The sequence below is a fragment of the Streptococcus sp. 449_SSPC genome (assembly GCF_001073005.1).
Taxonomy (GTDB): domain Bacteria; phylum Bacillota; class Bacilli; order Lactobacillales; family Streptococcaceae; genus Streptococcus; species Streptococcus salivarius_F.
Window position 1 is genome coordinate 61,959 of record NZ_JVGR01000022.1, and the last position, 25,456, is coordinate 87,414.

Sequence of the window (25,456 nt, forward strand, 5' to 3'; positions counted from 1 at the left end):
GGAGATCAATTTTCTTTTAGTGTTCGTTAAACGCGTAAAATAGAATTCAGACTAGCACGTGGTTTAAAACAGCGAACACCTCTCAACTCATAGACTATTCTACAGAGGCACCGTTACTTGCGATAACTTCTTTATACCAGTTAAATGATTTCTTCTTAGAGCGTTTCAGGCTACCATTACCATCGTTGTCACGGTCTACATAGATAAAGCCATAACGTTTCTTCATTTCACCAGTTCCAGCAGAAACAAGGTCGATACAGCCCCATGTTGTGTAGCCCCAAAGCTCTACACCATCTTCATTGATAGCATCACGCATGGCCTTGATGTGGGCTGCCAAGTAGTCGATACGATAATCATCTTCGACATAACCATTTTCATCTGGTGTATCCACAGCACCGAGACCATTTTCAACAATAAACATCGGTTTTTGGTAACGATCCCAAATGGCGTTAAGGGTAATACGAAGACCTAGTGGATCAATTTGCCAGCCCCACTCTGAAGCTTCCAAATATGGATTTTTAATAGAGGCAAAGATATTTCCAGCGGTCTTTTCATTAACTTCTGGATCACCTGAAGCCACACGACTTGCATAGTAAGAGAAAGAAATAAAATCAACAGTATGCTCTTTAAGAAGGGCCAAATCTTCTTCAGTCATCTCAATCTCAATGCCATCACGTTCCCACTGCTTCTTAGCATAATTTGGATACTCTCCACGAGCCTGAACATCAATAAAGAAATAGCTACTACGATCTTCTTGCATGGCTGCCCAGTAATCACGTGGGTGGGCTGTATTTGGATAATATTGACCTGCTGCCAACATACAACCAACCTTATTTTCAGGATCAATCTCATGGGCCAACTTCGTCGCCATAGCTGAAGCTACCAACTCATGGTGAGCTGCTTGGTATTTAACCTGTTCCTCATTCTCACCCTCTTCAAAGCAGAGTCCTGCTCCCATAAATGGTGCATGGAGAATCATATTGATTTCATTGAATGTGAGCCAGTACTTCACCAAACCTTTATAACGTGTGAAAAGGGTACGGCAAAGATTTTCATAGAAACCAAGCATCTTACGGTTACGCCATCCGCCATACTCTGTAATCAAGTGCATGGGAGAATCAAAGTGTGTGATTGTCACCAAAGGCTCAATGCCATACTTGTGACATTCTTTGAAGAGGTCCTCGTAAAAGGTAAGCCCAGCTTCATTTGGCTCAGCCTCATCCCCTTTAGGAAAAATACGTGACCAAGCAATAGAAAGACGATAGGTCTTAAATCCCATTTCACCAAAGAGAGCAATATCTTCCTTGTAACGATGGTACATGTCGATACTTTCCTTAGCTGGATAGAAATAGCCATCCTCAAAATCAAACATCTTACGACGTCCAGTGATAATAGAAAGGCGATCCTCACCAATTGGCACCACGTCAACATTAGCTAAACCACGCCCATCAGCATCATAGGCACCCTCACATTGATTGGCCGCTGTCGCCCCACCCCACAAAAATCCATCAGGAAAAGTCATTTTTTTAGTCATTGTTCTACCTCTTTATGATTCAAGATTATTTCAGTAATAGTATATACTAATCTGGAATCGTTTTCTTATAGTAAACTACGAAAAACTGATACTATCCTATGATTTTGACAAAAAAACGAGAGTAGGACAGATTCCTACTCTCGATCATAAATCTTCTTACTCCACAATTGTTGCTCCAAGCACATTCTTAAAATGCCCGATAGCAAAGTCATGAGCTTCAGGCGTCAAGGAAGCTGTTGCACTTGCTACAACCTCGATATCATAGCCCAAATTATAGGCATCAATGGCTGTATGCAGCACACAAATATCTGTTAAAACTCCTGTCAAAACAACTGTCGTCACACGACGCTCACGCAAACGAATATCTAAATCTGTTCCCGAAAAGGCTGAATAGTGTCTCTTATCCATCCAAAAGACACGATTATCATCCTTGATAGCATCATATACACCAGCTAACTTACCATAAAGTTCTCGCCCAGACGTCCCTGCAATATTGTGCGGTGGAAAGAGCTTGGTTTCAGGATGGAAGGTATCTCCCTCATCATGTCGGTCCATAGCAACGAAGATATAGTCCCCATTGTCATAGGCCTCTTGAGTTACCTGGGCAATGCGGTCTTCAATGGCTTGGGCAGGCTTTCCAGCCGTCAACTTCCCATCATCTGCCACAAAATCATAAGAGTAATCAATTGAGATCAATGCCTTTGTCATATTACTTTCTCCTTTTAAAAAAGTGGGGCAGTTTCCTCCTACCTCACTTTCTTTCAGTATTCTTCTTATTCGTATTCTTTCAATTTATCGTAGATACCTTCGTTAAGGACTTTAAGATAAGTCCCTTTCATACCGAGTGAACGGCTCTCAATAATACCAGCTGATTCCAACTTACGAAGGGCATTAACGATAACTGAACGTGTAATTCCGATACGGTCAGCGATAACAGACGCTGTCAAGCGACCTTCCAAACCGTCCAACTCATTCAAGATAGCTGAAACTGCCTTGATTTCTGAGTAAGACAAGGTATTAATTGCCATGTTGATAGCTGTTTGTTTACGAATTGTTTCTTCCAAGTTCTCTGTTTGAAGGTTCAACAACTGCAAACCAACAACCGTAGAGGCAATCTCAACCAAGATAAGATCTTCATCCACAAAATCATGGTCGTTACGCCAAATGATGAAAGAACCAAGACGCATCCCACCACCATAGATAGGGGCAATTGTAGTCAAACCATCTGGGAAGTCATCTTTTGATTCCACAGGGAAAATGGTCAAGTCACTGTCAATACCAATGTTTTCTTGAGTGTCATAAACACGGCTGATTCCACGTGTGTATTCTTCTGGAAGTTGTTTAGCTTCAAAAAACTCTTCTACACGATCATTGTTGGTTTTGTACTTCATGGCAAAACCAAGGAGAGCACCACCACCATTAACGATAGCAGCGTTACAATCAATGATATCCGCCAATTGAGCAGCCATATTGTTATATGGAAGATCTCCTTCCAAGCTGTCTACTGAGCGTTGCAAGATAGATGTAATTTTACGTGTTTTAGCCAGCAAATTTGCCATATTTATTGTCTTCACTTTCTATTGTAATCATAATAATATCAAGCCTTGTACTAATCTTCTGCGTCAAGACCTACTAGCCCTACTATTATAGCACACTTAACCTAGAAATTGCAAACAATTGTCTGAAAATTATTTATTATTCTACTATTCATTATATTAAGTATATTATGGCATTTTTAGGAAAAATGTTCGGATTTTGCTCAAATACATCCTCTTTTTAGAGACAATAAAAACTGGACAAGCCTTTTTGTCCAGTTTTTTAAGAAATTAACGCTTGTAATATGACAAGACTCGTTCGATTTTGTTACCGAGATCAGCCAACTCTTCCACACGAGGAAGGTAGACAATACGGAAGTGATCTGGTTCATTCCAGTTAAAGCCTTTACCTGGAACTAGGAGAACCTTCTCCTTCTTCAAGAGACGAAGACAGAATTCTTCATCATCTTCAATATCATACATGTTACGGTCAATCTTAGGGAAGATGTAAAGCCCTGCATCTGGCTTAACAGCTGAGAGGCCTGGAATAGCGTTTACGGTATTCGTGATAAACTCACGTTGTTCATAGATACGCCCACCAGGGATCAAGAGTTCATCCACGGATTGGTAGCCACCAAGTGAAGTCTGAATAACGTGCTGAGAGAGCACATTAGCACAAAGACGCATGTTGGCCAACATATTAAGCCCTTCAATATAGCCTTTGACATTCTTTTTAGGTCCAGAGAGAACCATCCAACCTACACGGAAACCACAGATACGGTGAGACTTAGAAAGACCATTCATAGACACACAGAAAACATCTGGTGCAAGGCTCGCAATCGCAGTATGCTTTTTACCATCCATAACCAAGCGGTCATAAATCTCATCCGCAAAGATAATCAAATCATTTTGTCGAGCAATATCCACAATCTGTTCAAGGACATCCTTAGGATAGAGTGAACCTGTAGGATTATTAGGATTGATGACTACAATTGCCTTAGTATTTGACGTAATCTTTGATTTGATATCATCAATATCTGGATACCAGTTAGATTTTTCATCACAGACATAGTGTACGGCATTACCGCCTGCTAGACTGACACAAGCTGTCCAAAGAGGATAGTCTGGCATTGGGACCAAGACCTCATCTCCATCATCAAGCAAAGCCTGCATAGACATGGAAATCATCTCTGAAACACCATTACCAATATAAATATCATCAATATCTACATTTGGGAATCCCTTTAGCTGGCAATACTGCATAATCGCCTTACGAGCTGAGAAAATCCCCTTACTATCCGAATACCCTTCACTGTTACGAACATTCATAATTAAATCACGAATGACTTCATCCGGTGCTGTAAAGCCAAATTCCGCAGGATTTCCTGTATTAAGACGAAGAATCTTTTCACCATTGGCAATCATACGGTTGGCTTCATCCAAAACTGGTCCACGAATATCATAGGCAACGTGATCCAACTTTGATGATTTATCAAATGTTTTCATAAGTTAATCCTTTCAAAAGATACTAAAAGTAGATACATCTAGCAGAAAATAAGAAAATTCAACACCTGATGGGGATTTCCACTTTTATTGACACCAACTTTAGGCTTGGCCATTTGGTATCATTTCTGAAGACTTTTCTTCCTCTTTTTTAATTATCATGTTTCTTACGAAGCTAATAACAGATTGTATTATACCTCTTTTTCAAGCAATCTTCAATTTTTAGATAATACTGAAATCTTCACATTACTAAGAGCGTCCTAAAGTAAGCAGTCAAAAAAAGATTTCAGAAAATCTATAACAACGCTTTCATTTTTTAGATTAAAGGAGTATAATAAAGCTAAAGATAGGAGGTAGAGCTTATGTCTCAACAATATGAACGTATTATGGTAGCTGTCGACGGTTCTTACGAATCAGAACTGGCCTTTATTAAAGGTGTGCACGTTGCAAAACGTAATAATGCTCAGTTACTATTGGTACACGTTATCGATACACGCGCCCTTCAAAGCGTTGCGACTTTCGACTCTTATATCTATGAAAAACTAGAAGACGAAGCTAAAGCTGTTTTGGCTGACTTTGAACGCCAAGCCAGAGAAGCTGGTTTAACCAAGATTCGCAAAGTTATTGAGTTCGGTAATCCTAAGAGCCTCTTGGCTGTTGATATCCCTGATAAGGAAAATGTTGACCTTATTATGGTTGGTGCCACTGGTCTCAATACTTTTGAACGCTTGCTTATTGGTTCATCTTCTGAATACATTCTCCGTCACGCAAAAGTTGACTTGCTCATTGTTCGTGACTCTGAAAAAACACTTTAGTCACCTCTCACAAGCACCTCTGGTGCTTTTCTCATACAAAAAAAGAACTGAGATTTTAACTCTCAGTTCTTTTTTGTTCTATTTTTCAGACTTTGCTGATTCAGACATCACTTCAGACTCTGAAGTTGACTGGCTTTCTTCGACCAAGTCTTCACTAGCAGATTGACTTGAGGCACCTGCTTGCTCCAAAGCAAGGCTAGTTGAAAGGCTCTCACGCTCTGCTTCCTGACTAAGGCTAGCTTCAACAATCATGAGTTCCTTTTGACGTTCTGTTTCACGAAGGTATTCACGTTCTTCTAGCTCTTCCTGACGACGTCTTTCCTGCTCAAGTCTTTGAGCTTTTTGACGCTCACGCTTAGCATGACGTTTTTGCGTCTCATCAATCAAGACCTTAGTGTTGTCTTTAATATGCATCCACTTAATAAGACGAACTAAGAGTCTCCATAGGAAAACAATAATCGATTCTGCGAAAAGAAGAATCTCAACCAGAATAACACCTAGCAAGCTCCAAGCCATGAAGAGTGTAATCAATAATTGCGTAAAAATCTTCTTCAAGTCACCCAAATGATTGTTGTGAATATTAAGAGTCTCAAGGAAAAGATCTAAAATTCCTTGCAAGAGATGTGATTTAACAGATTTGTCTCCCTCTAAGCTCAAGTCCGTTTGAACTTCTGCCGGAGTAACAACGGTCAAGTCCCCATCTTGGTAGACATCAATACGGTCTCCTAATTTTATATCAAAATCAAAAAGCTTGCGATCTATTTTCTTAAGTCGCCCGTCAGGATGACTGAGATAAACAAAGTCATCATCAAATTTTAAAATACGAAACATAATTTACCTGCTCTTTATTGCTCCTTAAATAATAGCAAAGTTAAAAAGCCCTTGTCAAGAGGTTCTTTTTCAATCCAAGGTTTTAACACCGATACGATTTTTATACTCTTGATACGTTTCAGTGTGCATGAGAGCTTTGGCATTTTTGACACGATCTGCTGTTGGTGGTTTGACCCCTTCCAAAGGATAGGGAATGCCGAGCTCACGCCATTTGAACTCACCCATTGTATGGTAGGGAAGGATTTCAAATTTATCAACATTTTTCAAGGTCTTTACAAACTCGCCGAGCTTAATCAAGTGTTCGTCAAAGTCTGTCAAACCAGGTACCAAGACATGGCGAATCCAGACTGGAACTTGTTTATCAGACAGATATTGAGCAAATTCCAAGATATTCTTATTAGGTTGACGGGTCACAAACTTGTGTTGTTCAGGATCAATCTCTTTGATATCCAGTAGAACCAAGTCAGTTACAGCCAAAAGTTTGTCAACAACTTCATGATACTCAGGAGTATTGCGGTAAGCAAACCCACAAGTATCAAGCGTACAGTGAATTCCTAGCTTCTTAGCCTCTGTAAAGAGGGCAGTGACAAAATCAATCTGAAGCATGGCCTCACCACCTGATACAGTGATACCACCATGCTCACCCCAGAAATGACGGAAACGAAGAGCCTCATCTAAGACATCTTCAACCGTACGTTCAACAGCCTTATTTGACTCCATAGCCCAAGTATCTGGATTATGACAATATTGGCAACGCATCTTACAGCCTTGCATGAAAACAATAAAACGTATACCCGGACCATCTACGGATCCAAAACTTTCGGTTGAATGAACAAGTCCAGTCACCTGACTGTAATCAATTTCTGCCATGGCAGCCTCCTTGTAAACGCTTTTTACATGTTTTTATTATACCTCTTTTATCGGAAACATGCTCCATATCTGCCTGAATTCAAGCAAAGGTTATACTATAATACATCTAAAATTAAATGATATCTATACTATACCAGAAGAAAAACAAAAAAACTGGAAAAATCCAGTCTTTTATCATCTATATTATTAGGCACGTCTCTTAAGCCCCAAAAAGGCTGCAGCAGCAAGGAAAAATGTTCCTGCCAATGTCAAGATTACTGTTGATGCTTCACCAGTCTTAGGAAGTGTAACTTCCTTACCTTTAGCATCTTTACCAGTCAAAGTACCGTCAGCATTCACTTTGAATCCTACTGCTTCAGGAGCGACAACACTTGTTGTACCATCAGTGTTAGCGATGACAATTTGGCTGTTTTGTGTAGACACAATTGTTTGACCAGCTGCAGTGATAACTGGAGCTGTTGGTGTTACAGTAACAACAGGTTGTCCATTAACATTCACTGCTGGAGTTTCAGGGTTTTGAGGTGCTTCGCTTGTCCCTTTATCAGTTGCTGAAGCTGGGTCTTCCGGCTTATCGGCTGGTTTATCAGCTGGTTTTGTTGATGAATCAGCTGTTGGAGCCGGTGTCGCAGGTGTTTCTGGAGTTGCTGGTGTTGTTGGCTCAGCTGGTACTTCAGGAACTGTAGGTGTTGGTGTTGCTGGCGTTGCCGCACCTGTGTTTGAATCATTGCTACGAGCCAAGTCACCATCACTTGGGGCTGTTGAAGGACCAGTTGCTGCATGATCTGTCGTTGGTTGTGTAAGAACAGCATCATTTGTCGCAATACCATCGTCCGCAAAAGAAGTTACTGGTACAAAAGCTCCTAGGGTAAGGGTGAGTAAAAGCAAGCTACTATATATAGATTTTTTAGAAGCCATTAAGATTCTCCTTTTTTCATTTATCAGTTAATTTATATTCTACCATAAAAAAGTAATAAAAGACTGTTTTAATTAAAATCTTATTTATTTTTATTCTAAATCTATCAATACACTGAAATATGTTAGAGTGTCTTCAAAATTATGGTTGTTTTTCTGACATAGTCTGGCAGTTTTGATAGGTAAAAAAGGCTTTATGCCGTACTTTACAGGCGTCTTCTAATCTTATTATTTTGATAAGCTGATATTCCAAGATAGATAAGAAAAAGCACTTTCACTCATAATGAGAGAAAGTGCCTAATTAGTAAATAGTCGCTTTTAAGTTCCAATATTTTCTAATAAAAACATGTAGAAAACTATTCTTCTGCATCTTCCGGAGCTGCCGTGATGATTACCTTAAGTTTGGTTACACGACCATCCTTAACCTTATCATTGATAAATTCGAGGTGTTTGTCCTTGTTGATAACTGCATAGTGTTCCTTGACTTCTTGAGTTGGGATGGCTCCCACACCAGTCAAATAATAACCTGCAATAGTATCAACATCATCACTCTCAAGTTCTGTATCAAAATGTTCATTGAAGTCGTTAAGAGTCATAGCTCCTTCGACAATATAGGTATTCTCACCAATTTCACGAACTTCCACACTAGATTTATCTGTTTCGTCGTCAATCTCACCAACGATTTCTTCCAAAAGGTCCTCGAAGGTAACAAGACCAGCAACGCCACCGTATTCATCAAGCAAGATAGCCATCTGATTATTGGTGTTACGAAAGGCTGCCAAGAGATCATCTACGAAGATAGTCTCAGGAACAAAGAGTGGTTCATTCATGATTCGACGAAGTTTGATATTTTCAAAACCAAGTTCAAAACCTGCTTTTAGAAGGTTTTTGGTATGAATGACACCGATAATCTTATCCTTGTCATCTTCGTAAACAGGAATACGAGAGAAACTTTCCTTGAGAATAGCTTGGATATTTTCTTGAGTGTTGTCTTCAATATCAATCATGAAGGCATCTGTACGAGGGACCATAACCTCACGCGCCATCAATTCATCAAGAGAGAATACCCCCTGGAGCATTTCAATTTCTTCAGCCTCAAGCGTATCCTCACTCTTGGTCAACATGTACTCAATCTCATCACGTGTCATCTGCTCATCTGCATCATCAAAGGTAGCAGGTGTCAAACGAGACAAAAGATTGGTTGACGCCGAAAGAATCCAAACAAAGGGACTAACAATCTTACCTGTAACAATAATGACAGGTGCCGAGTAGATGGCTAGATTTTCCTTGAGATTCATAGCGATACGTTTTGGATAAAGTTCTCCAAAAACGATAGAGATATAGGTCAAGACAACCAAAGAAATCATGCTACCCGCTGTCTTAGCCCAAGCCGCATGACCAAACCAAGTCGCTATCACTGCACCTAGTGACGCAGAGAGACTGGCCCCTTGCAAAAGACTGATAAAAGTAATACCAACCTGAATAGTTGATAAGAAGTTATTGGGATTTTCAAGAACCTTGAGCAGGCGAATAAATTTCTTGTCGCCTTCTTCAGCCTTTTGTTCCACACGTGAACGGTTTAGTGATACTAAAGCCATCTCAGACGCTGAGAAAAAGGCCGTAAGCAAGGTTAAAATTAATAATAAAATAAATTGAAATAATAAGGACTGACCACTAGAGTCTTCCATTTTATCTTCTCCTCTAAAAAAATTCTGACTTCCATTATATCACAATTTTCCAATATAGGTTCCTATTTTATGCTATAATTAGAGTAATTTATCATCGAAGGAGAGACTTATGTCACTTATACGCTTAGAAAATGTCAGCTTGGCCCGCCAAGGAAAAACACTTTTGTCTGACCTTAACTGGACAGTTGAAAAAGGACAAACCTGGGCTATCCTGGGACTTAACGGTGCTGGAAAATCAACCCTCCTACGTTTGTTGACAGCTGAATTCTTCCCTTCTGAGGGAAAGGCTGAGATACTAGGCTACACCTTTGGGAATGGAGACATCACAGGTCTTCGTCAACATATCGGTATCGTCAGCTCCTTCATCACTGAGCGTTTGCCTAAGCATATGACTGCTGAAAAAATCGTCCTTACTGGTAAATACAAGAGCTCAATCCTCTACAAGGCATATGGGGATAAGGAGTTGCAAGAAGCCAAGGACATGCTGACCTCACTTGGTGCTGGAGATTTGATAGGTCGTAAATACCATGGCCTGTCTCAAGGAGAAAAACAAATTTGTTTGATTGCTCGCAGTCTCATGGAAGATCCTGACATCATTATCCTTGACGAAGCGACTGTTGGCTTGGACCTATTTGCCCGCGAAAAACTTTTACGTCAGATTGACCGTATCACCTCGCTTCCACATGCTCCATTGGTTCTTTACGTCACCCACCACGCTGAAGAGATTACTGAAAAAATGGACCACATTCTCCTACTCCGTCAGGGAAGAATCGTGGCACAAGGATCAAAAAACGATATTATCACACCGGAAGTTCTAGCTGACTTCTACCAAAATCCTGTTCAAATTATCCCAATTGACGACCATCGTTTTTACATTAACCCTCTTTTATAGAGACAAGTCATAAATTAACTTGATTTAGAGCCAATTCTAAAACAACATCAAAACAACAAGTCCCCCAGACTAGGTCTAGGGGACTTGTTGTTTTATGGCTACTCCTCTTTTATTTTCGATACACCGTACAAAATTAAGGCTGGAACGATGAGCTGTTCTATAGAGCTTCTTGCAACTAAAATAAATAACATAGCAACTATATATAGACGGTTTTTGTCAGCAGTTCTTATGGCATTTGGAAGCATCACAGTAGGAATAATAATTAATGGAATCATCACGATGAAGTACATAAACCAACCGATACCTGCTAAGGGATTGGTTTCATCAGTAGGATAATTGAAAACTGCAATTATATTAAAAACTAAATTCCTCAAGGATAGAATAAAAGCGGTCCAAAGCCAAGGAGAATGAAGACTTTGAGGATTTGGTTGTCTTTGGCTCTCCGCATAATCATAAACCTTACGCTTTTCAATTACTGGTTTGGTTCTTTTCTCCTCCAGTAGGTCATCCTCACTCGCCTCAAAACCGTACTTCTTCTGCCATTTTTCAACTAGTGTGGAAGCGTTGCCGTTTACACGATAGACAAGATAGAATGATACTACTAGAAGAAAAAGAGAGACATCAGTAATAATATGGTCAACCAAAAATCCATAAATCAGCTCAAGTAAACTAATGACTATGATAAGTATTGAAGAGATTCTTAATTTCCTTTGGCTTTCTTCAGTCATCAAGTTAAGGAATAAGAAGATACTCGCACACTCTAGTATTGGATACAGTATGTAAGTAAGACTACTTAAATCATCTAAATCAATATTAATATAGTGTGTGCTCCATACCACAGCAGCCATTCCTAGGCCAAGGATAGGAACGGAGGACTGCCAAGCTGAAGGGCTTTTAAAGGAGGCTAAGAGTGTTGGAAGCTCTGTCTTCCTAATCGTAATGACAAGCCAAATTAGGCAAATAACAGTTAAAACTGGTGAAACCAACCAGGGCTTAAAAATGGAAGCTGGTATTATGAAATAGGTAACTAGCTGACAAACATGGAAGGCAAGCACAGCTAAGATGCCCTCAACTTTCCGCTTGTCCTTCATAAGCCTAAAAACAAACCAGACTAAAAAGAGTTGCTGTGGAAATTGAGAACTTAGTAAGGATACAGAATTGAGCGTTTCATACTCAAAATGCAAACCATAAGACCTAAGCATAGAAAGAGCCAATAATACTTCAAAAAAGATAAGTATATAAAAATGAATTTTTCTAGACATACAACCACCCCGCCTTTCATTTAATCTTAGAGAAAACATCTTTCAACACCATTATACTCTTTTTTGTATAAGCGTTTTATTTATATGGTAAAATATTTTCCCTTTTCTTTACTTGATCATAAGACGCTCTTTTTTGGCCGAATAGAGCCTAGAATTAACCACATAGACATATGATATTGTCTGCGAGGTAGCCTTTTGATAACTTAGTAGGTGTTAAAGCAAAATAGCTTTCAGACATAGAAAACGAGGTAAAAAAATGACTAAAGTAATAGGTTTTGGATTAATTGCTACAGCTGTAACAGTTATCACGTACAGTATTCTCGGCTTCCCCAAAATGGAGGTGTCGCTTTGGCCACTATTTCCTGTTGTTCTATTTGCCTTCTTTGCAATAGAAAATCTTATCAAAAAAGACTATAAATCTAGCCTCATGAGTACTTTGATTGGTTTAATGATTGCTAATGCAATCTATGACATACTCCCTATCTCAAATGGTATTCTGATTGTAGCAGGAATCCTAACATGCCTAGGACTAGGCTTTCTTTTTCCAAACCATGAGACGGAAAAAAAGAGACATTAAAAAAAGCCAAGGAAATTTGGCTTTTTTGTGTTATAAATTCTTTGCTTAAGCTCGACCTCGAGCAAGATTAATCATATCATAGGTTAAAGTATTGCTAGTTTCTTTAAGAGAGTAATCCTCCAAAGTATTGACTTCCTTACGAAGCTGCTTGGCATAACGGCTAGAGATCAGTTCGGCCTGCTCATACTCGTTAATAACCTTGCGTTCCAAATAATAACCACGCAACATTTCATCGATATTGTCCGGATTGAGGTGGGTGATAACCCGCTCTACAAAGGCTCCTGATTGGATGATTTCAGCTTCCTGAAGACGACTACGTTTCATATAAGACAAGAGGTCTGAGTGGTAGACACCTTCCAAGTTACTTAAGGCTTCCAAAATTTGCTCCGTATTTGTCAAATATACCTCAGCTATATGGTCACGATTCTCCTCTGTCAAACGAGTAACACGCAGAATTTCATCATGATCAAGGCTAAACCTAAAGGTTAAAACCAAGTGTAAGAGTCGACGAAGACCACGCACAAAGACAACGAAGGCATAAGAAAGACTAGAAACAAAGCCACGGTTGATACGACGCTCCAACCCCTTGATATAACGTTGATAAAGGTTATATTCGAGTTCAGAAATCTTGCCCTTCTTGTAGGCATATTCCAGACCTTCACTCTCGATTTCCATAATCATGACACGGATATTAGCCAACTCTTCTTTGACATTATTGGATTCCTGCTCCAAGATTAGATTTTCCAAGCGTTGGTTATAATTGTCAATAGTCGCATAGATAGCCCCTTGATGTTTAGACTGCTTGAGGTCCTTCTCTAGCTCTCCAACCACATCATTGAGAATGGCAATCTGCATATAATGGTTGGTCGTGTGAGCTGGTCCAGTGGCTAACTTAGGTAGGACTAAGATACCAGTTAAGAAACTCAATAAGGTTACACCCGCTACTGTAAAGAGCAAGAGACTATGTTCCAGAGCAGTCATATTGGCAACCGGAAGCAAAAGAATGGTTGCAATCGAAACTGTTCCTTTGACACCAGAAAAGGTTAAAAGAGTAGCACTCTTCCAGATTTTCTTCAATGGTCGTTTAGTCCGCCAAGATCTTTGGGCAAAAACTGCACTAATCATAACAAAGCGAATGCCAAACATAGTCGCTGTTAAGAGGATGATAGCAAGAAGCATCCAGAGATTATCGTAGGTACTACTACGTAGCACTGGAGCTGCCAAGCTCGGCAGTTCCGTACCCAAGAGGAAAAAGACCATGCCATTAAGCATAAAGGTAATGGTTCCCCAAATCGTATGGGAAACATTATCCAGCTTGGCATCAAAAACGGTGATTTTTTTGAAACGACTGGCAAGCGAGATCCCTGCTACTACCACAGCAATAATTCCAGAAGCATGAATTTCCTCAGCGACAAAGTAAGAAGAAATCGGTAATACTAACTCTAGTAAGAGGGCACCTGTAACATCTGCAGCATCCATATTGTCCAAAATGGTCAAAAAGAGGCGATTAAATAAGGCTGTAATCAAGCCAACTAAAAAACCACCAAGCACAGAAATAAGCAAATTCCAGCTCGCACCAAGTAGGGAGAAGGCACCTGTCGTCAAAGCGGTCACTGCCACCTGAAAGGCAACCAAGCCAGAGGCATCGTTTAGAAGACCTTCCCCCTGCAAAATGTAGCTAATCCACTTTGGAAAACTGAAACGTTTAGAAATAGCTGAATAGGCCACTAAGTCCGTTGGTCCAAGGGCCGCCCCAATGGCTAGGCAGGCAGACAAAGGCACCGCAGCAGGCAAGACGGCCTTAGCAAGATAACCGATTCCTAGCGTAGAGACAAAGATCACTGGAAATATCAAAAATAGAATCAACTTCCAGTTGCGTAAAATACTAGTAATATCACTCTCTCCACCTTCACGAAACAGCAAAGGAGCAATAATAAATGCTAGAAAAAGTTCTGTTTCAAGCTCAAAAGCTTTCCCTTTAAAAAGTAAACTGATACCCACTCCAAAAATAATTTGAATCAAGGGTAAGGGCAGACGAGGGAAAACACGATTGATAACATTCGATAATATCAAGCTAAAAAGAAGAACAAGCAAAGCTAATGATAAATGCATAGCTCCTCCTACCCTTCCTTATGGCAACAATTTGAGAATAATTCTTTTTGCTTACTAATCTTTTTATCAATAGCAGTCACGTCTTCCTTGGCCAAAAGTTTATGACAACGTTCGACCTCAAGACTAGCTAGTTTCTTCTTAATTTTAGCTGTTTTACGATTATCGACCTTCTTCAAAGTGTCCTCATCGCCCTGTTTATCTATATATTTGGCCTGCATATTTGCAAGTTTTTCTTTAATATCTGTAATCATTGTAATTTCTCCAACATCACCAAAAATGGTGGGGTATTAATTTGATTGAGGGGTTGGTAAAGCATGGCTGTAAAATCACGCTGATCTAAACCGATAACGTACTCAAGCACAGCATCCTTCTCCATATCGCCGCCATCATGACCATAGTAAATCATAATAGCTAAACGACCACCCACCTCTAAGCGGTCAAGAATTTTCTCAATGGCCTCAAGAGTCGTGTGGGGTTTGGTGATAACACTCTTATCTGCAGATGGCAGATAGCCCAGATTGAAAATAGCTGCACGAATCGGTTCCGTGACATAACGGTCCAGATTTTCATGACCATCTAAAATGAGTTCCGCATTTTCAATTTCCAAGTCCGACAAGCGTTGACGAGTCTTTTCGAGCGCCTGCTCCTGCACGTCAAAGGCATAAACCTTCTTGGCAAGACCAGCCAGAAAGGCTGTGTCATTACCGTTTCCCATGGTTGCATCGACAGCAACACTCTCATCATCCAGCACTTCTGCTAGAAAGTCATGAGACAGATGAATTGGTCGTTTAATCATGCTTTTTCCTCCTTCTCGTTAGCTACTTTGCACCCTTGCCATGAGTCACGACGTTCCATCTCTTTGTCAATGGCATTGAGGACTTCCCATTTGTTGAGACTCCACATAGGACCAATCAACATATCTCGCGGTGCATCACCTGTGATTCGATGAATGACGATATCCTCAGGGATGATTTCCAACTGGTCACAGATGATGGACACATACTCTTCCTGACTCAGCAATTTAAGACGACCCTCGTGGTAGTCCCTTTGCATACGCGTATTGGTCATCAGGTGGAGGAGGTGGAGTTTAATCCCCTGAATGTCATTGTCCGTCACACAACGGCGAACATTCTCCACCATCATCTCGTGGGTTTCCCCTGGCAGCCCATTAATCAGATGCGACACAATCTCAGCCTTTGGCGCACGCTCACGCACACGCTTAACCGTCTCCACATAAAGATCATAGCTGTGTGCTCGGTTAATGAGTTCTGACGTTTCTTCATAAGTCGTCTGCAAGCCAAGTTCAACGGTCACATGCATACGTTCTGTGAGTTCTGCCAGATAATCAATCACATCATCTGGCAAACAGTCTGGGCGGGTACCGATATTGATACCAACAACACCAGGCTCATTGATAGCCTGTTCGTAGCGTTCCTTGATAACTTCAAGCGGCGCGTGGGTATTGGTAAAGTTTTGAAAATAAACCAGATATTTCTGAACTTCTGGCCACTTGCGGTGCATGAAGTCAATCTCATGGTAAAACTGCTCACGAATCGGTGCCTCAGGAGCTACAATGGCGTCCCCAGACCCCGATACCGTACAAAAGGTACAGCCACCATGAGCCACTGTGCCATCACGGTTGGGACAATCAAAACCCGCATCTATTGGTAGTTTGAAAATCTTTTCGCCAAAAATTTCACGATAGTAATCATTGACTGTTCTATAACGTTTTTTCATAAAGACTATTATAACACTTTGACCTAAAAAAGAGAGTAAGACTCAGACAAAAATCATGGATTTCTGCCTGCCCTACTCTCTCTTCTTATTTAGTCTTTTTCAAATAATCAATGGCTTCTTGAGCTGTTTTAACAGGGACGATTTTCATCTTGGTTCCCAGTTTCTTGGCAGCTTCCTTGGCCTCTTGATAGTTGGTTTTGGCATCCGGATCAGCCTTTTTCATTTCCTTGGTTACCGGATTATTTGGTACAAAGAAAATGTCTGCACCACTATCAGCCGCTGATTTCACCTTAAGGTAGGCACCACCGATATCACCGACAGAACCATCCTTTTCAATGGTTCCTGTTCCAGCAATCTTACGACCAGCCTTAAGATTTTGACCAGACACCTGATCGTAAATAGCTAAGGTAAACATAAGACCCGCACTTGGGCCGCCAACACCATCAAGTTTAAACTTCACATTTTCAGGACTTTTGACCTCGGTATGATCTGTCAAACCGATACCAATACCATTTTTACCATTGGCAATCTTGATAATCTTACCAGTGGCAGTCTTTTCTTTGTCATCTGTCGTATAAGTGACCTTGACTTTTGAACCCAGCTTAAGTCCTTGAACGTATTTAATCAAGTCAGCAGAATTATCAAAGGTCTTGCCATTGACAGCTGTCACCGTATCCGCAATATTGAGGACACCCTTGAAGCTAGAATCATCAGCCACCTGAAGCACATAGACACCCATATACTCCAAGCTAGCCTCCTTACCGGCCAGAGTCAAGCCCTGATAAATCGCTTGGTTTTGGGAAGTCTCCATGTAAAATTGGTTGATACGCATGAAATCTTCATCAGAGTAATTTCCAGTTGCCTCTTCAGCTGTTTGAAGCTTTGCAAAATCATTAAGCTGAGCATAGAGCATCAAGGCCAAAGTCGCCTTGGTTTGAGCCACTGCCACAAAATTGTAGGATCCTTTTGAATCATCAGCTTTCTTATCTACAGTCAAGACTTCCTTGGTATCAAAAGCACCACCCGGAAGCTCAACATAATAATTATTTAGCGGGAAAAAGAGGGCAAATAGGAGGAAAAGTACCGTAAAAATACTTAACAACCACCACTTAATCCGCCAAAGTTTCCCTAATAGTGATTTAGATTCGTTCTTGTTTGCCACGCTTGGCCTCCACTTCCTTAACAACTGCTTGAGGAACATAAGAACTAATGTCTCCCTCAAAATAAATCAACTCACGCACACGACTTGAAGAGACTGGTGTTACCTCATGACTGGCAATCAAATAAACTGTTTCTAACTCAGGTGCCAACCCCTTATTGAAATAATCCATATTGGCTTCATAGTCGAAATCTGTCGCATTACGAAGGCCTCGAACCAAATAAGTCACCCCAAGATCTCTAGCTACATCTACAGCCAGACTATCGTGGGCCGTTATAATCTTGACATTGGGAAGATCTGCCACAACCTCTTCCAGGATACGCTTGCGAGTCTCCACATCCCAGAAGCCCTGCTTATTTTTATTATAAAAGAGACCGATATAAAGCTCATCAAAGAGCTTGCTGGCTCTGGCAATAATATCCATATGCCCATTAGTAATCGGATCAAAAGACCCCGTAAACATAGCAATCTTTGTCATAGCATTCCTTTCTACAACTTCCCTATAAAAGGCTAACGCACGTAAACGGTCACCTTACTGATACCATAGGTTTTCTGTTTCCAAATCCAAAAGTTTGAAATTTCTTCAGGCAGGTCCACAGCCTTATCAGTTTCACAAACCAACATAACTTCCTCAGCCAAGAGTCCTTGCTCCTCTAACTGAGTAATATTGGCCACAATCTGCTCTTTGGCATAAGGTGGATCTAAAAGCACCAAGTCAAACTTTCCTGTCAATTGTGTCAGCGCACGTACTGCATCCATCTTCAAAAGCTGGAACTGTTTCTCACTCTTTGTCATCTTAATATTTTCCTGGATAACAGCCTGTGCCCGACGATCCTTTTCCACGAGGACAGCAAAAGACATGCCACGACTAATTGCCTCAATGGCCAGACTACCGCTCCCCGAGAACAAATCCAAAACACGTCCTCCATCAAAGAAAGGACCAATCATATTGAAAATGGCACCCTTGACCTTGTCCGTTGTTGGACGAGTCGTTTTGCCTTCTAACGTTTTAAGCGGACGCCCGCCAAATTCACCTGCTACAACACGCAAGTCGGTCACCTCGTTTTTACTGATTTTTAGTAAGACTTTTCTATTATAACAAAAAATCACACTTAGATGTTGGTCCAAAGGGGACTAGACAAGCTAAATCCCCCCAAGAGAACACAAAAAACTCGAGAAGCTCCCGAGTTTTCATTCATTTTACTTATCACCAAGTGCAGTCACGTAGTTATAAGCTTCGATACCAGCTGTGGCACCATCACCTACGGCTGTTGTAATTTGGCGAAGGTCTTTCTGACGGACATCCCCAATGGCAAAGATACCAGGAATACGTGTCGCCATCTTATCATCTGTAATTACCCAACCGTCCTGGTCAGTGATGTCGAGACCTGTCAAGTAATCTGAAACAGGATCAAGTCCCACATAAACGAAGACACCGCCAAATTCGTGGTTAGTCACCTCACCAGTTTTGACATTCTTGATATCAACACTGCGAACCTTGATGTCATCACCCTTGATTTCTTCAACGACTGAGTCCCAGATAAACTTAACCTTTTCATTGGCGAAGGCGCGGTCTTGAAGAACCTTTTGAGCACGCAATTCATCACGACGGTGAACAATGGTCACGCTATTGGCAAAGCGTGTCAAATAAATTCCTTCTTCAACGGCAGAGTCTCCACCACCAACAACCAAGAGGTCTTGATTACGGAAGAAGGCACCATCACAGACCGCACAGTAAGATACACCACGACTATTGTACTCTTCTTCGCCAGCAACACCAATATGACGGTGTTTGGCACCAGTCGCAATGATTACTGTCTTGGTTTGGTACTCTTCATCACCAGTTTTGACAACTTTATAGTCACCCTTGTCTTCGATACCAGACACGATACCGTAAAGATTTTCAACGCCCAATTTTTCCAAAGGTTCGAACATCTTCATTGATAATTCTGGACCAGAAATACTTTCAAAACCAGGGTAATTTTCAATATCAGACGTGTTATTCATCTGTCCACCAGGAGCGCCTTGCTCCAAAGTTGCCACTTTAAGGTTGGCACGTGCTGCATAGAGTGCTGCAGTCATCCCCGCAGGACCAGCTCCAATAACAATTGTATCGTACATGAGTAACTCCTTATATGATTTTCTTGTAGAGATATCTTACACCTAATGTGCCAACAAAGCTAGAATTATGCATTCAGCACAATCAGAATCGCCATAAAAGCAAATGCCAAAACGGGAATCGACACCATCGACATCATAATAGCATCATAGAGGGCACCTTGACGCTCCTTCACAGTTTTGTCCGCACGACGTAAAGCACGCCATCCAAGCCAAATGGCACCAATCACCAAGCACACAAAGAAAGCAATCACAAGGCCTAAGAGGTAAAATTTAAAAATATTTAATAACATAAATCATCCTAAAGTGAGAAATAGAAAAGGCTGAGATAACATTCTCCAACCCCTAAATTCGACTAGTAATAACTGCTCGATGCAGTCTCTGATTGGACTATAGTCGCCTTTGAAACATTCAAAAGTTCCTAATCATCCTTGTGGGACTTGTACTATGGACTAAAATGTCGCCCACTCCCACCACCTTTTCTATTGTAACAAAAATCCCATCTTAAAGATATTGTTTTGAATAAGAAGCGAAAAATTCTTTTGTTCGTTCTTCTTTTGGATGGTTAAAGATTTCATCAGGTGTTCCCTGTTCAAGGATACGACCTTTTTCAAGGAAGAGCACCTTGTCAGCCACTTGATAAACAAAGTTCATGTCGTGACTGACCAAAATCATGGTTTGACCTGACTTAGCTGCATCAGCGATTGATTTTTCAACCTCACCAACCAACTCAGGGTCAAGAGCAGATGTTGGTTCGTCAAGCAAGAGCACATCAGGCTTCATTGCAAGGGCGCGGGCCAAGGCCACACGTTGCTTTTGACCACCTGACAAGTGACGTGGGTAGTGATTTTCACGATTAGAAAGCCCAACCTTAGCAAGCTCTTCTTTCGCAATCTTAGTAGCCTCTTCGTCAGAAAGTTTCTTAACAATCTTAAGACCTTCCTTAACATTATCCAAGGCTGTACGACGTTCAAAGAGGTTGAACTGTTGGAAAACCATGGCCAACTTGCGACGAAGAGTAAGGATTTGTTCTTTGGTAATTGTTTCGAAATCTACCTTGAAATCATCAATGGTAATAGTACCAGAATCAGGTTGTTCCAAATAGTTTAAGCTGCGAAGAATTGTTGATTTCCCTGCACCAGAGGCACCAACAAGAGCCACAACTTCACCCTTTTTAATGTCAATATCAATACCATCGAGAACCTTTTGACCTGAAAATTCCTTGGTCAAATTTTTGATACTAATCATTAGCGGTCACCTCCAATTCCAGAAATGTCAGTCACTTCAGGCGCCTTAATGGCCATGTGATTTTCAACTGAACGACCAATATACTCAATCAAGATTGAGATTACCCAGTATACAAGGGCAACTGAGATATAACGTTCAAAGTAACGGTAGTCGGCACCACCCAAGATTTGAGCCTGTGCATACATTTCGACGATACCAGCACTAAAGGCAAGTGATGTTCCCTTAGTCAAACCAATCAAACTGTTAATCAAGCTTGGTGTTGCAATAACTGCCGCATTTGGAATAATAACACGACGGTAAACCTGTGCTGATGTCATCCCAAGAGAACGGGCAGCTTCGATTTCCCCAGCATCAACAGCCTGAATCGCTGCACGAATGGTTTCACTCATGTAAGCTGCTTCGTTAAAGGCAAAGGCTGTAATCGCGAAGATAGCTGGTGGAATCTCATTAATATTCCAATCCAAACCAAATTCACCATTCAAATAACGAAGGAAGAGTGGAATACCATAGTAAGTCAACATGAGTTGTACAAGGATTGGTGTCCCACGCAAGAAGCTTACAAAAACTGCTTGAATTGGATAAAGGATACGTACTCGATTGATCTTAACGACCGCAAAGACAAGGGCCAAAATCAAACCGAAGAAAGCACCTGCAATGGTCAATCCCAAAGTCAAAGGCAAGCGTTCCACAATCTTAGGAACAGCATCAAAGACTGCCTTCCATGAGAAGAGCTTACCAGCTGGCATCCAAGATGAGATCCACTTGAAGACAATTGTAATCAATTGCAAAACATAGCCCCAAAGAATTTCTACTAGCCAAGACAAGGGAATGGCTAAAGCAACAGCTACTGCCAAACCAACCAAGCCAATGATAACTTGGAGATACCAAGGTGACCGATTAAATGCTTCTATACTCTTTTTCACAATGTCGCCCTTTCTTTCTAAAAAAGTAGGTTAGCCTAGTGCTAACCATTCAAATATCTTATCATAATTTTATAGTATTCATTTTAGCACGACTCAGAAAGTCTGTGAAATAGTCTTTTCTTATCATAGTGATAAGGAAATCATATCACTGATAATAATACCTTGTTAAGACCAAAAAGATTTGAACTCATTCCTTATTTTACGAACAAAGTGAGCATAAACCGAGGCTTTCCGGCGTGAGAAAAACACCTGAAACTTTAAAGTTTCAGGTGTTCGGAAGTTTTGAGACCTTAGGCTCAAAACTTAGTCATGGAACTTCGAAGAAGGTCGCTGACGTCCGTCATCACCTCAGGAAAGCCTCAAAAGAAAGCTTTGTGTTTAATCCACAGCTGAGATGGCAACCTCAACCTTCATCAGTCTTATTTCAAATCACTGACGTAATCGCCACCGAAGTATTCCTTGCTGAGTTTGGCAAGGGTTCCATCCTTCTTAAGCTCTTTGATACGCTTATTAACAAAGGTCTTGAGTTCCTTACCTTGCTTATCATTTGAGAATAGAAGATATTCAAGACCATCAGTCTTCATACCGATATCGTCTTTAATCTTGTTTACAGCTAGCTTATAACCTTGATCTTTGACAATGTACTCAGACGAAATCGCATCATAAAGGATAAAGTCAATCTTTCCTTCTTGAATGTGTTGAATACGTGTTGAAAGACCCGTTGAGCTAGAAGCATAGTTGATAGTAATTGGTGTCTTGTCCGCATTGGCATGGTTCCAATTTTCAAGCAACTGAGCATAGTTAGAGCCAGGAAGCACCTCTGTTGTCTTGCCAGACAAATCATCTAGGCTAGTATACTTGGTACCCTCAGCACTAGTGATGGCATAGTTAGAACGTGAAATCGGATCTGAGAAACCATATTTCTGAGCACGTTCTTCATTGTAGTTGAAGTCATTAGCCGCAATCTGATAACGTCCAGAATCCACCCCTGTCAAGATGGAATCAAAAGGTGTCGTTACAAACTTGACCTCATATTTGTCCGAATCCTTGAAAATAGCCTTGACCAAATCAATATCATAACCCTTGAAGTCATCACCCTTTTTGAAAGTGAAAGGCGCCGTATCAGAGTCTGTCGCAACAGTAATCGTCTGCTTTTCACCAGATGCCTTACTGTCACTCTTGTTCCCACAAGCAGCCAAAGTCAAAACCGACAAGCCAAGAATCCCTAAACCTGCAAGCCATTTTTTCATATCTATAATCCTCGATACTTTCATTAATAGTTAGTGATAACAGTTTACCATCTTCCTCCAAACTCGTCTAATAATAAAAACCTAAGTGGTGATAGAAAATGGTTATAGGGGGAATGGATACAACGAACAATAAGAAAAGAGCTGCCACTGGTGTGACAACTCTTCTCGTCCAAAAAAGCTTTCCGTACATGTTTAACATCAAATGCAATAAAACTCTACTTATCCTTACTTGATGACTTACTGCTTGAATCGCTACTGTCTTCAGGTTGATAATCTGACAAATTCTTATGGATGCGTTCAGCGTAAACGGCTCTGCTTCCTGATTCATCATGGTCAACCAAGGCTTCGGCAAGCTCTTTATAATCTTCTATAGAAATCGTCCAGTTGCCTCCATCATCTTTGGTTAGCTTGAAGGTCTTTTCTAGATTATCAGCACCGGTCAAGGGGGTATAGGCCATTTCTTTATCAATATCCTTAAATTGTGTCAAATCGCCGTTAAAGTTTTCACCATAAAGGAATTTCGTTGTGAGATCTTTGGCTTTACCTTTTTCCACATCGTTGTTATCAGCTTGATTCCATTGTTTCAACTTGTCAATGTCGTTGTCATAGAGACTCATAAGGAGAGTACGAACAGCAGCTGCAGCACCATAGGCACTAACAGAGCGTGAAGTAAAGGTAACTGTCGCTTCATTTCCTTTAACTTTGACATCCTTCAGCTTATAGTCCTGAATCTTACCAATCATATTACGACGGACCTTGAGGAACTTAGAAAGCACTTGAGTTGGGGTCTTAGCATCATAACCTTCAATGTATTTAAACGTATACTTTTCTTCCGGTGTATACCCCTTTTCTTCGATAGTATCTGCAACTTGTTTTTCAAAGACTTTCGTTTCCGTCCAGGTTTCGTAATTTTCACCGTAGAGTTTTGAAAAACCGTTACTAGATTTTCCAAGCATAGTATCAATTAAAACTGTCGCATCAGCCTTGGCACGTTCTGTCGGAGTTGGTGTCGCTTTTTTCTTCTCAGCTGGCTTATTGGAAGCACAAGCTACGAGAACCAAGCAAGCTGCCAGAATCAGTCCTAAATAGGTAAGAACTTTTTTCATTAAGATTATTCCCTCATTTCTTTTAGTTACTATTTAAGATAGCATAGGTCTGATAATTCTTCAAGGTCACTTTCCAAAAGAAAAAATCAAAACTCTACTATTATAATGACTCCAAATCATCTAGGTCCAATTGCCTGCCTTCTTGATCTTCCAGCCCCGTCAGCGTCACACCGAGCAAGCGAACACCACTGCTATTTTCCTCCAGTTGGTCAAAAATGGTATGGGCAATCCTTTCGATGGTGTCGAAATCCTGGGTCGATTTGTCCAAGGTCATACGCTTGGTTAAGGTCGAAAAATCCGAATAACGTACCTTGATGACAATAATTCGACCGACTTTTTTATTTTTCTGAGCACTTTCAGCTACCCGCCTAGCATTCTTAGTCAACTCAGCCTTGATGTCATCTTCATTATAAAGAAGCTTGCCGTAGGTTCGCTCACTTCCGATAGATTTACGGACACGATTGGGCCTAACAGGACTATTGGAAATCCCTCTAGCCTTTCGGAAGAGATCAAATCCAAAACGTCCAAAACGATCAATCAGCGTCATCTCAGGAATCTTCAGAAGATCGGCACCGGTGTATATTTCCATGTCATGAAGACGTTCAACTGACTTTTTACCCACCCCATGAAACTTTTCAATAGGTAGCTTTTCCAAAAATTCCTGAGCCTCCTCTGGGAGCACCACCGTCAAACCAGCAGGCTTTTGAAAATCAGAAGCTAGTTTGGCGATAAATTTATTGTAGGAAACGCCTGCTGAACAAGTCAGGTGAAGTTCCTGCCAGATATCATACTGGATAAGTTTGGCTACCTTAACCGCCGATTTGATACCAAGTTTATTTAGCGTCACATCAAGATAGGCTTCGTCGATAGACATAGGTTCTACCAAGTCGGTATAGCGTTTAAAAATCTCACGAATCTGCATTCCTACCTCTCGGTAATGACTATAATTTCCTGAGATAAAGACAGCATTTGGACAACGTTCATAAGCTTCCTTAGAAGACATGGCTGAATGGACACCATATTTTCTAGCCTCGTAATTACAGGTTGATACCACACCACGTCCCCCTGTTTTTCTAGGATCGTGACCGATAATAACCGGTTTGTCCTTAAGACTGGGGTCATCCCTCATCTCGACCTGAGCAAAAAAGGCGTCCATGTCAATATGGATGATTTTCCGACTGATATCATTTATTAGAGGAAACTCTAACATGGCTCCCTGCCTCCTTTCTCAGATTTATCTCATTGTAAAGCTTTTCACATAAAACTTTGGGACTACAAAGCATTCTCCCCTTATGATACCAAAATCTACCAAAAAACAGAAATTTATAATACAGATTTGTCGTTTTCAAAACTGTATTATAAAAGAATGTCTCTAAAAACACAG

General features: G+C 40.7%; 26 protein-coding genes. 3 read left to right on the forward strand and 23 right to left on the reverse strand.

Translation table 11 applies throughout. From position 1 onward, the window contains the following. Positions 1-94 precede the first annotated feature (94 nt). The 4 genes from ADH51_RS04615 to ADH51_RS04630 all read right to left on the reverse strand — a co-directional run bounded on the left by ADH51_RS04615 (position 95) and on the right by ADH51_RS04630 (position 4,575). The gene (locus tag ADH51_RS04615) at positions 95-1,534 is read right to left on the reverse strand and encodes a 6-phospho-beta-glucosidase (protein ID WP_048674775.1); all 1,440 of its coding nucleotides are present in this window, start codon (positions 1,532-1,534) and stop codon (positions 95-97) included. A gap of 156 nt (positions 1,535-1,690) precedes the next feature. Then, positions 1,691-2,242, reverse strand: a complete 552-nt coding sequence (locus ADH51_RS04620) for a cysteine hydrolase family protein (protein ID WP_004183314.1) — start codon at positions 2,240-2,242, stop codon at positions 1,691-1,693. Between the two features lie 65 nt (positions 2,243-2,307). After that, a complete protein-coding gene (gene codY, locus ADH51_RS04625; RefSeq protein WP_002884784.1) occupies positions 2,308-3,093 on the reverse strand; it encodes a GTP-sensing pleiotropic transcriptional regulator CodY in 786 nt (261 codons plus the stop codon). Positions 3,094-3,360: 267 nt separating this feature from the next. After that, positions 3,361-4,575, reverse strand: a complete 1,215-nt coding sequence (locus ADH51_RS04630; protein WP_002884715.1) for a pyridoxal phosphate-dependent aminotransferase — start codon at positions 4,573-4,575, stop codon at positions 3,361-3,363. 359 nt (positions 4,576-4,934) lie between these two features. Between ADH51_RS04630 and ADH51_RS04635 the strand changes: the two genes are divergently transcribed. Beyond that, positions 4,935-5,387 carry a universal stress protein gene (locus ADH51_RS04635; protein ID WP_002884397.1) on the forward strand — a complete coding sequence of 151 codons (453 nt, stop codon included), beginning with the start codon at positions 4,935-4,937 and terminating at the stop codon, positions 5,385-5,387. 78 nt (positions 5,388-5,465) lie between these two features. On the opposite strand, the gene ADH51_RS04640 is transcribed toward ADH51_RS04635, so the two are convergent. The 4 genes from ADH51_RS04640 to ADH51_RS04655 form a co-directional block, all read right to left on the reverse strand. Next, positions 5,466-6,218: a hypothetical protein gene (locus ADH51_RS04640; RefSeq protein ID WP_002891688.1), complete on the reverse strand. Its 753-nt coding sequence runs from the start codon at positions 6,216-6,218 to the stop codon at positions 5,466-5,468. 69 nt (positions 6,219-6,287) lie between these two features. After that, on the reverse strand, positions 6,288-7,088 hold the full coding sequence (gene pflA / locus ADH51_RS04645; protein WP_002891689.1) for a pyruvate formate-lyase-activating protein: 801 nt from the start codon (positions 7,086-7,088) through the stop codon (positions 6,288-6,290). Positions 7,089-7,274: 186 nt separating this feature from the next. Further along, complete coding sequence (locus ADH51_RS04650; protein ID WP_048674778.1) at positions 7,275-8,003, reverse strand: LPXTG cell wall anchor domain-containing protein; 729 nt, start codon at positions 8,001-8,003, stop codon at positions 7,275-7,277. Between the two features lie 353 nt (positions 8,004-8,356). Then, positions 8,357-9,688, reverse strand: coding sequence for a hemolysin family protein (locus tag ADH51_RS04655; protein WP_048674781.1), 1,332 nt, complete (start codon positions 9,686-9,688; stop codon positions 8,357-8,359). 109 nt (positions 9,689-9,797) lie between these two features. Here ADH51_RS04655 and ADH51_RS04660 point away from each other — a divergent pair, with 109 nt between their 5' ends. Next, positions 9,798-10,580 (forward strand): ABC transporter ATP-binding protein, encoded by a 783-nt coding sequence (locus tag ADH51_RS04660; protein WP_048674784.1) that lies wholly within the window; start codon positions 9,798-9,800, stop codon positions 10,578-10,580. Between the two features lie 98 nt (positions 10,581-10,678). Here ADH51_RS04660 and ADH51_RS04665 read toward each other — a convergent pair whose 3' ends face one another. Beyond that, positions 10,679-11,842, reverse strand: coding sequence for a hypothetical protein (locus ADH51_RS04665; protein ID WP_048675009.1), 1,164 nt, complete (start codon positions 11,840-11,842; stop codon positions 10,679-10,681). A gap of 256 nt (positions 11,843-12,098) precedes the next feature. On the opposite strand from ADH51_RS04665, the gene ADH51_RS04670 reads away from it, so the two are divergent. Beyond that, a complete protein-coding gene (locus tag ADH51_RS04670; RefSeq protein WP_048674787.1) occupies positions 12,099-12,419 on the forward strand; it encodes a hypothetical protein in 321 nt (106 codons plus the stop codon). Between the two features lie 45 nt (positions 12,420-12,464). On the opposite strand, the gene ADH51_RS04675 is transcribed toward ADH51_RS04670, so the two are convergent. The 14 genes from ADH51_RS04675 to dinB all read right to left on the reverse strand — a co-directional run bounded on the left by ADH51_RS04675 (position 12,465) and on the right by dinB (position 25,282). Further along, positions 12,465-14,531, reverse strand: coding sequence for a cation:proton antiporter (locus ADH51_RS04675; protein WP_048674790.1), 2,067 nt, complete (start codon positions 14,529-14,531; stop codon positions 12,465-12,467). Between the two features lie 8 nt (positions 14,532-14,539). Further along, positions 14,540-14,782, reverse strand: coding sequence for a hypothetical protein (locus tag ADH51_RS04680; protein WP_022495909.1), 243 nt, complete (start codon positions 14,780-14,782; stop codon positions 14,540-14,542). Then, entirely contained in the window at positions 14,779-15,327 is a 549-nt protein-coding gene (locus ADH51_RS04685) for a tRNA (mnm(5)s(2)U34)-methyltransferase (protein WP_014634968.1), read from the reverse strand. The genes ADH51_RS04680 and ADH51_RS04685 overlap by 4 nt, the downstream gene beginning before the upstream one ends. Next, positions 15,324-16,268: a TIGR01212 family radical SAM protein gene (locus ADH51_RS04690; RefSeq protein WP_004183328.1), complete on the reverse strand. Its 945-nt coding sequence runs from the start codon at positions 16,266-16,268 to the stop codon at positions 15,324-15,326. Before ADH51_RS04690 ends, ADH51_RS04685 begins: the two co-directional genes overlap by 4 nt. 85 nt (positions 16,269-16,353) lie before the next feature. Further along, positions 16,354-17,430, reverse strand: a complete 1,077-nt coding sequence (locus tag ADH51_RS04695; RefSeq protein ID WP_048674793.1) for a SepM family pheromone-processing serine protease — start codon at positions 17,428-17,430, stop codon at positions 16,354-16,356. Then, positions 17,408-17,905, reverse strand: coding sequence for a pantetheine-phosphate adenylyltransferase (gene coaD / locus ADH51_RS04700; protein WP_048674796.1), 498 nt, complete (start codon positions 17,903-17,905; stop codon positions 17,408-17,410). Before coaD ends, ADH51_RS04695 begins: the two co-directional genes overlap by 23 nt. Before the next feature lie 32 nt (positions 17,906-17,937). Next, complete coding sequence (gene rsmD, locus ADH51_RS04705) at positions 17,938-18,537, reverse strand: 16S rRNA (guanine(966)-N(2))-methyltransferase RsmD (protein ID WP_082160359.1); 600 nt, start codon at positions 18,535-18,537, stop codon at positions 17,938-17,940. A gap of 90 nt (positions 18,538-18,627) precedes the next feature. Then, positions 18,628-19,581, reverse strand: coding sequence for a thioredoxin-disulfide reductase (gene trxB / locus ADH51_RS04710; protein WP_255296714.1), 954 nt, complete (start codon positions 19,579-19,581; stop codon positions 18,628-18,630). A 32-nt stretch (positions 19,582-19,613) separates the two neighbouring features. Then, a complete protein-coding gene (locus ADH51_RS04715) occupies positions 19,614-19,838 on the reverse strand; it encodes a DUF4059 family protein (protein WP_002884393.1) in 225 nt (74 codons plus the stop codon). A 211-nt stretch (positions 19,839-20,049) separates the two neighbouring features. After that, positions 20,050-20,793, reverse strand: coding sequence for an amino acid ABC transporter ATP-binding protein (locus ADH51_RS04720; RefSeq protein ID WP_048674802.1), 744 nt, complete (start codon positions 20,791-20,793; stop codon positions 20,050-20,052). After that, positions 20,793-21,539 carry an amino acid ABC transporter permease gene (locus ADH51_RS04725; RefSeq protein ID WP_096832659.1) on the reverse strand — a complete coding sequence of 249 codons (747 nt, stop codon included), beginning with the start codon at positions 21,537-21,539 and terminating at the stop codon, positions 20,793-20,795. The genes ADH51_RS04720 and ADH51_RS04725 overlap by 1 nt, the downstream gene beginning before the upstream one ends. Before the next feature lie 596 nt (positions 21,540-22,135). Next, positions 22,136-22,966, reverse strand: a complete 831-nt coding sequence (locus tag ADH51_RS04730; protein ID WP_048674808.1) for a transporter substrate-binding domain-containing protein — start codon at positions 22,964-22,966, stop codon at positions 22,136-22,138. A 215-nt stretch (positions 22,967-23,181) separates the two neighbouring features. After that, complete coding sequence (locus ADH51_RS04735) at positions 23,182-24,072, reverse strand: hypothetical protein (protein WP_048674811.1); 891 nt, start codon at positions 24,070-24,072, stop codon at positions 23,182-23,184. A 100-nt stretch (positions 24,073-24,172) separates the two neighbouring features. Next, a complete protein-coding gene (dinB, locus tag ADH51_RS04740; protein ID WP_048674813.1) occupies positions 24,173-25,282 on the reverse strand; it encodes a DNA polymerase IV in 1,110 nt (369 codons plus the stop codon). Positions 25,283-25,456 lie beyond the last annotated feature (174 nt).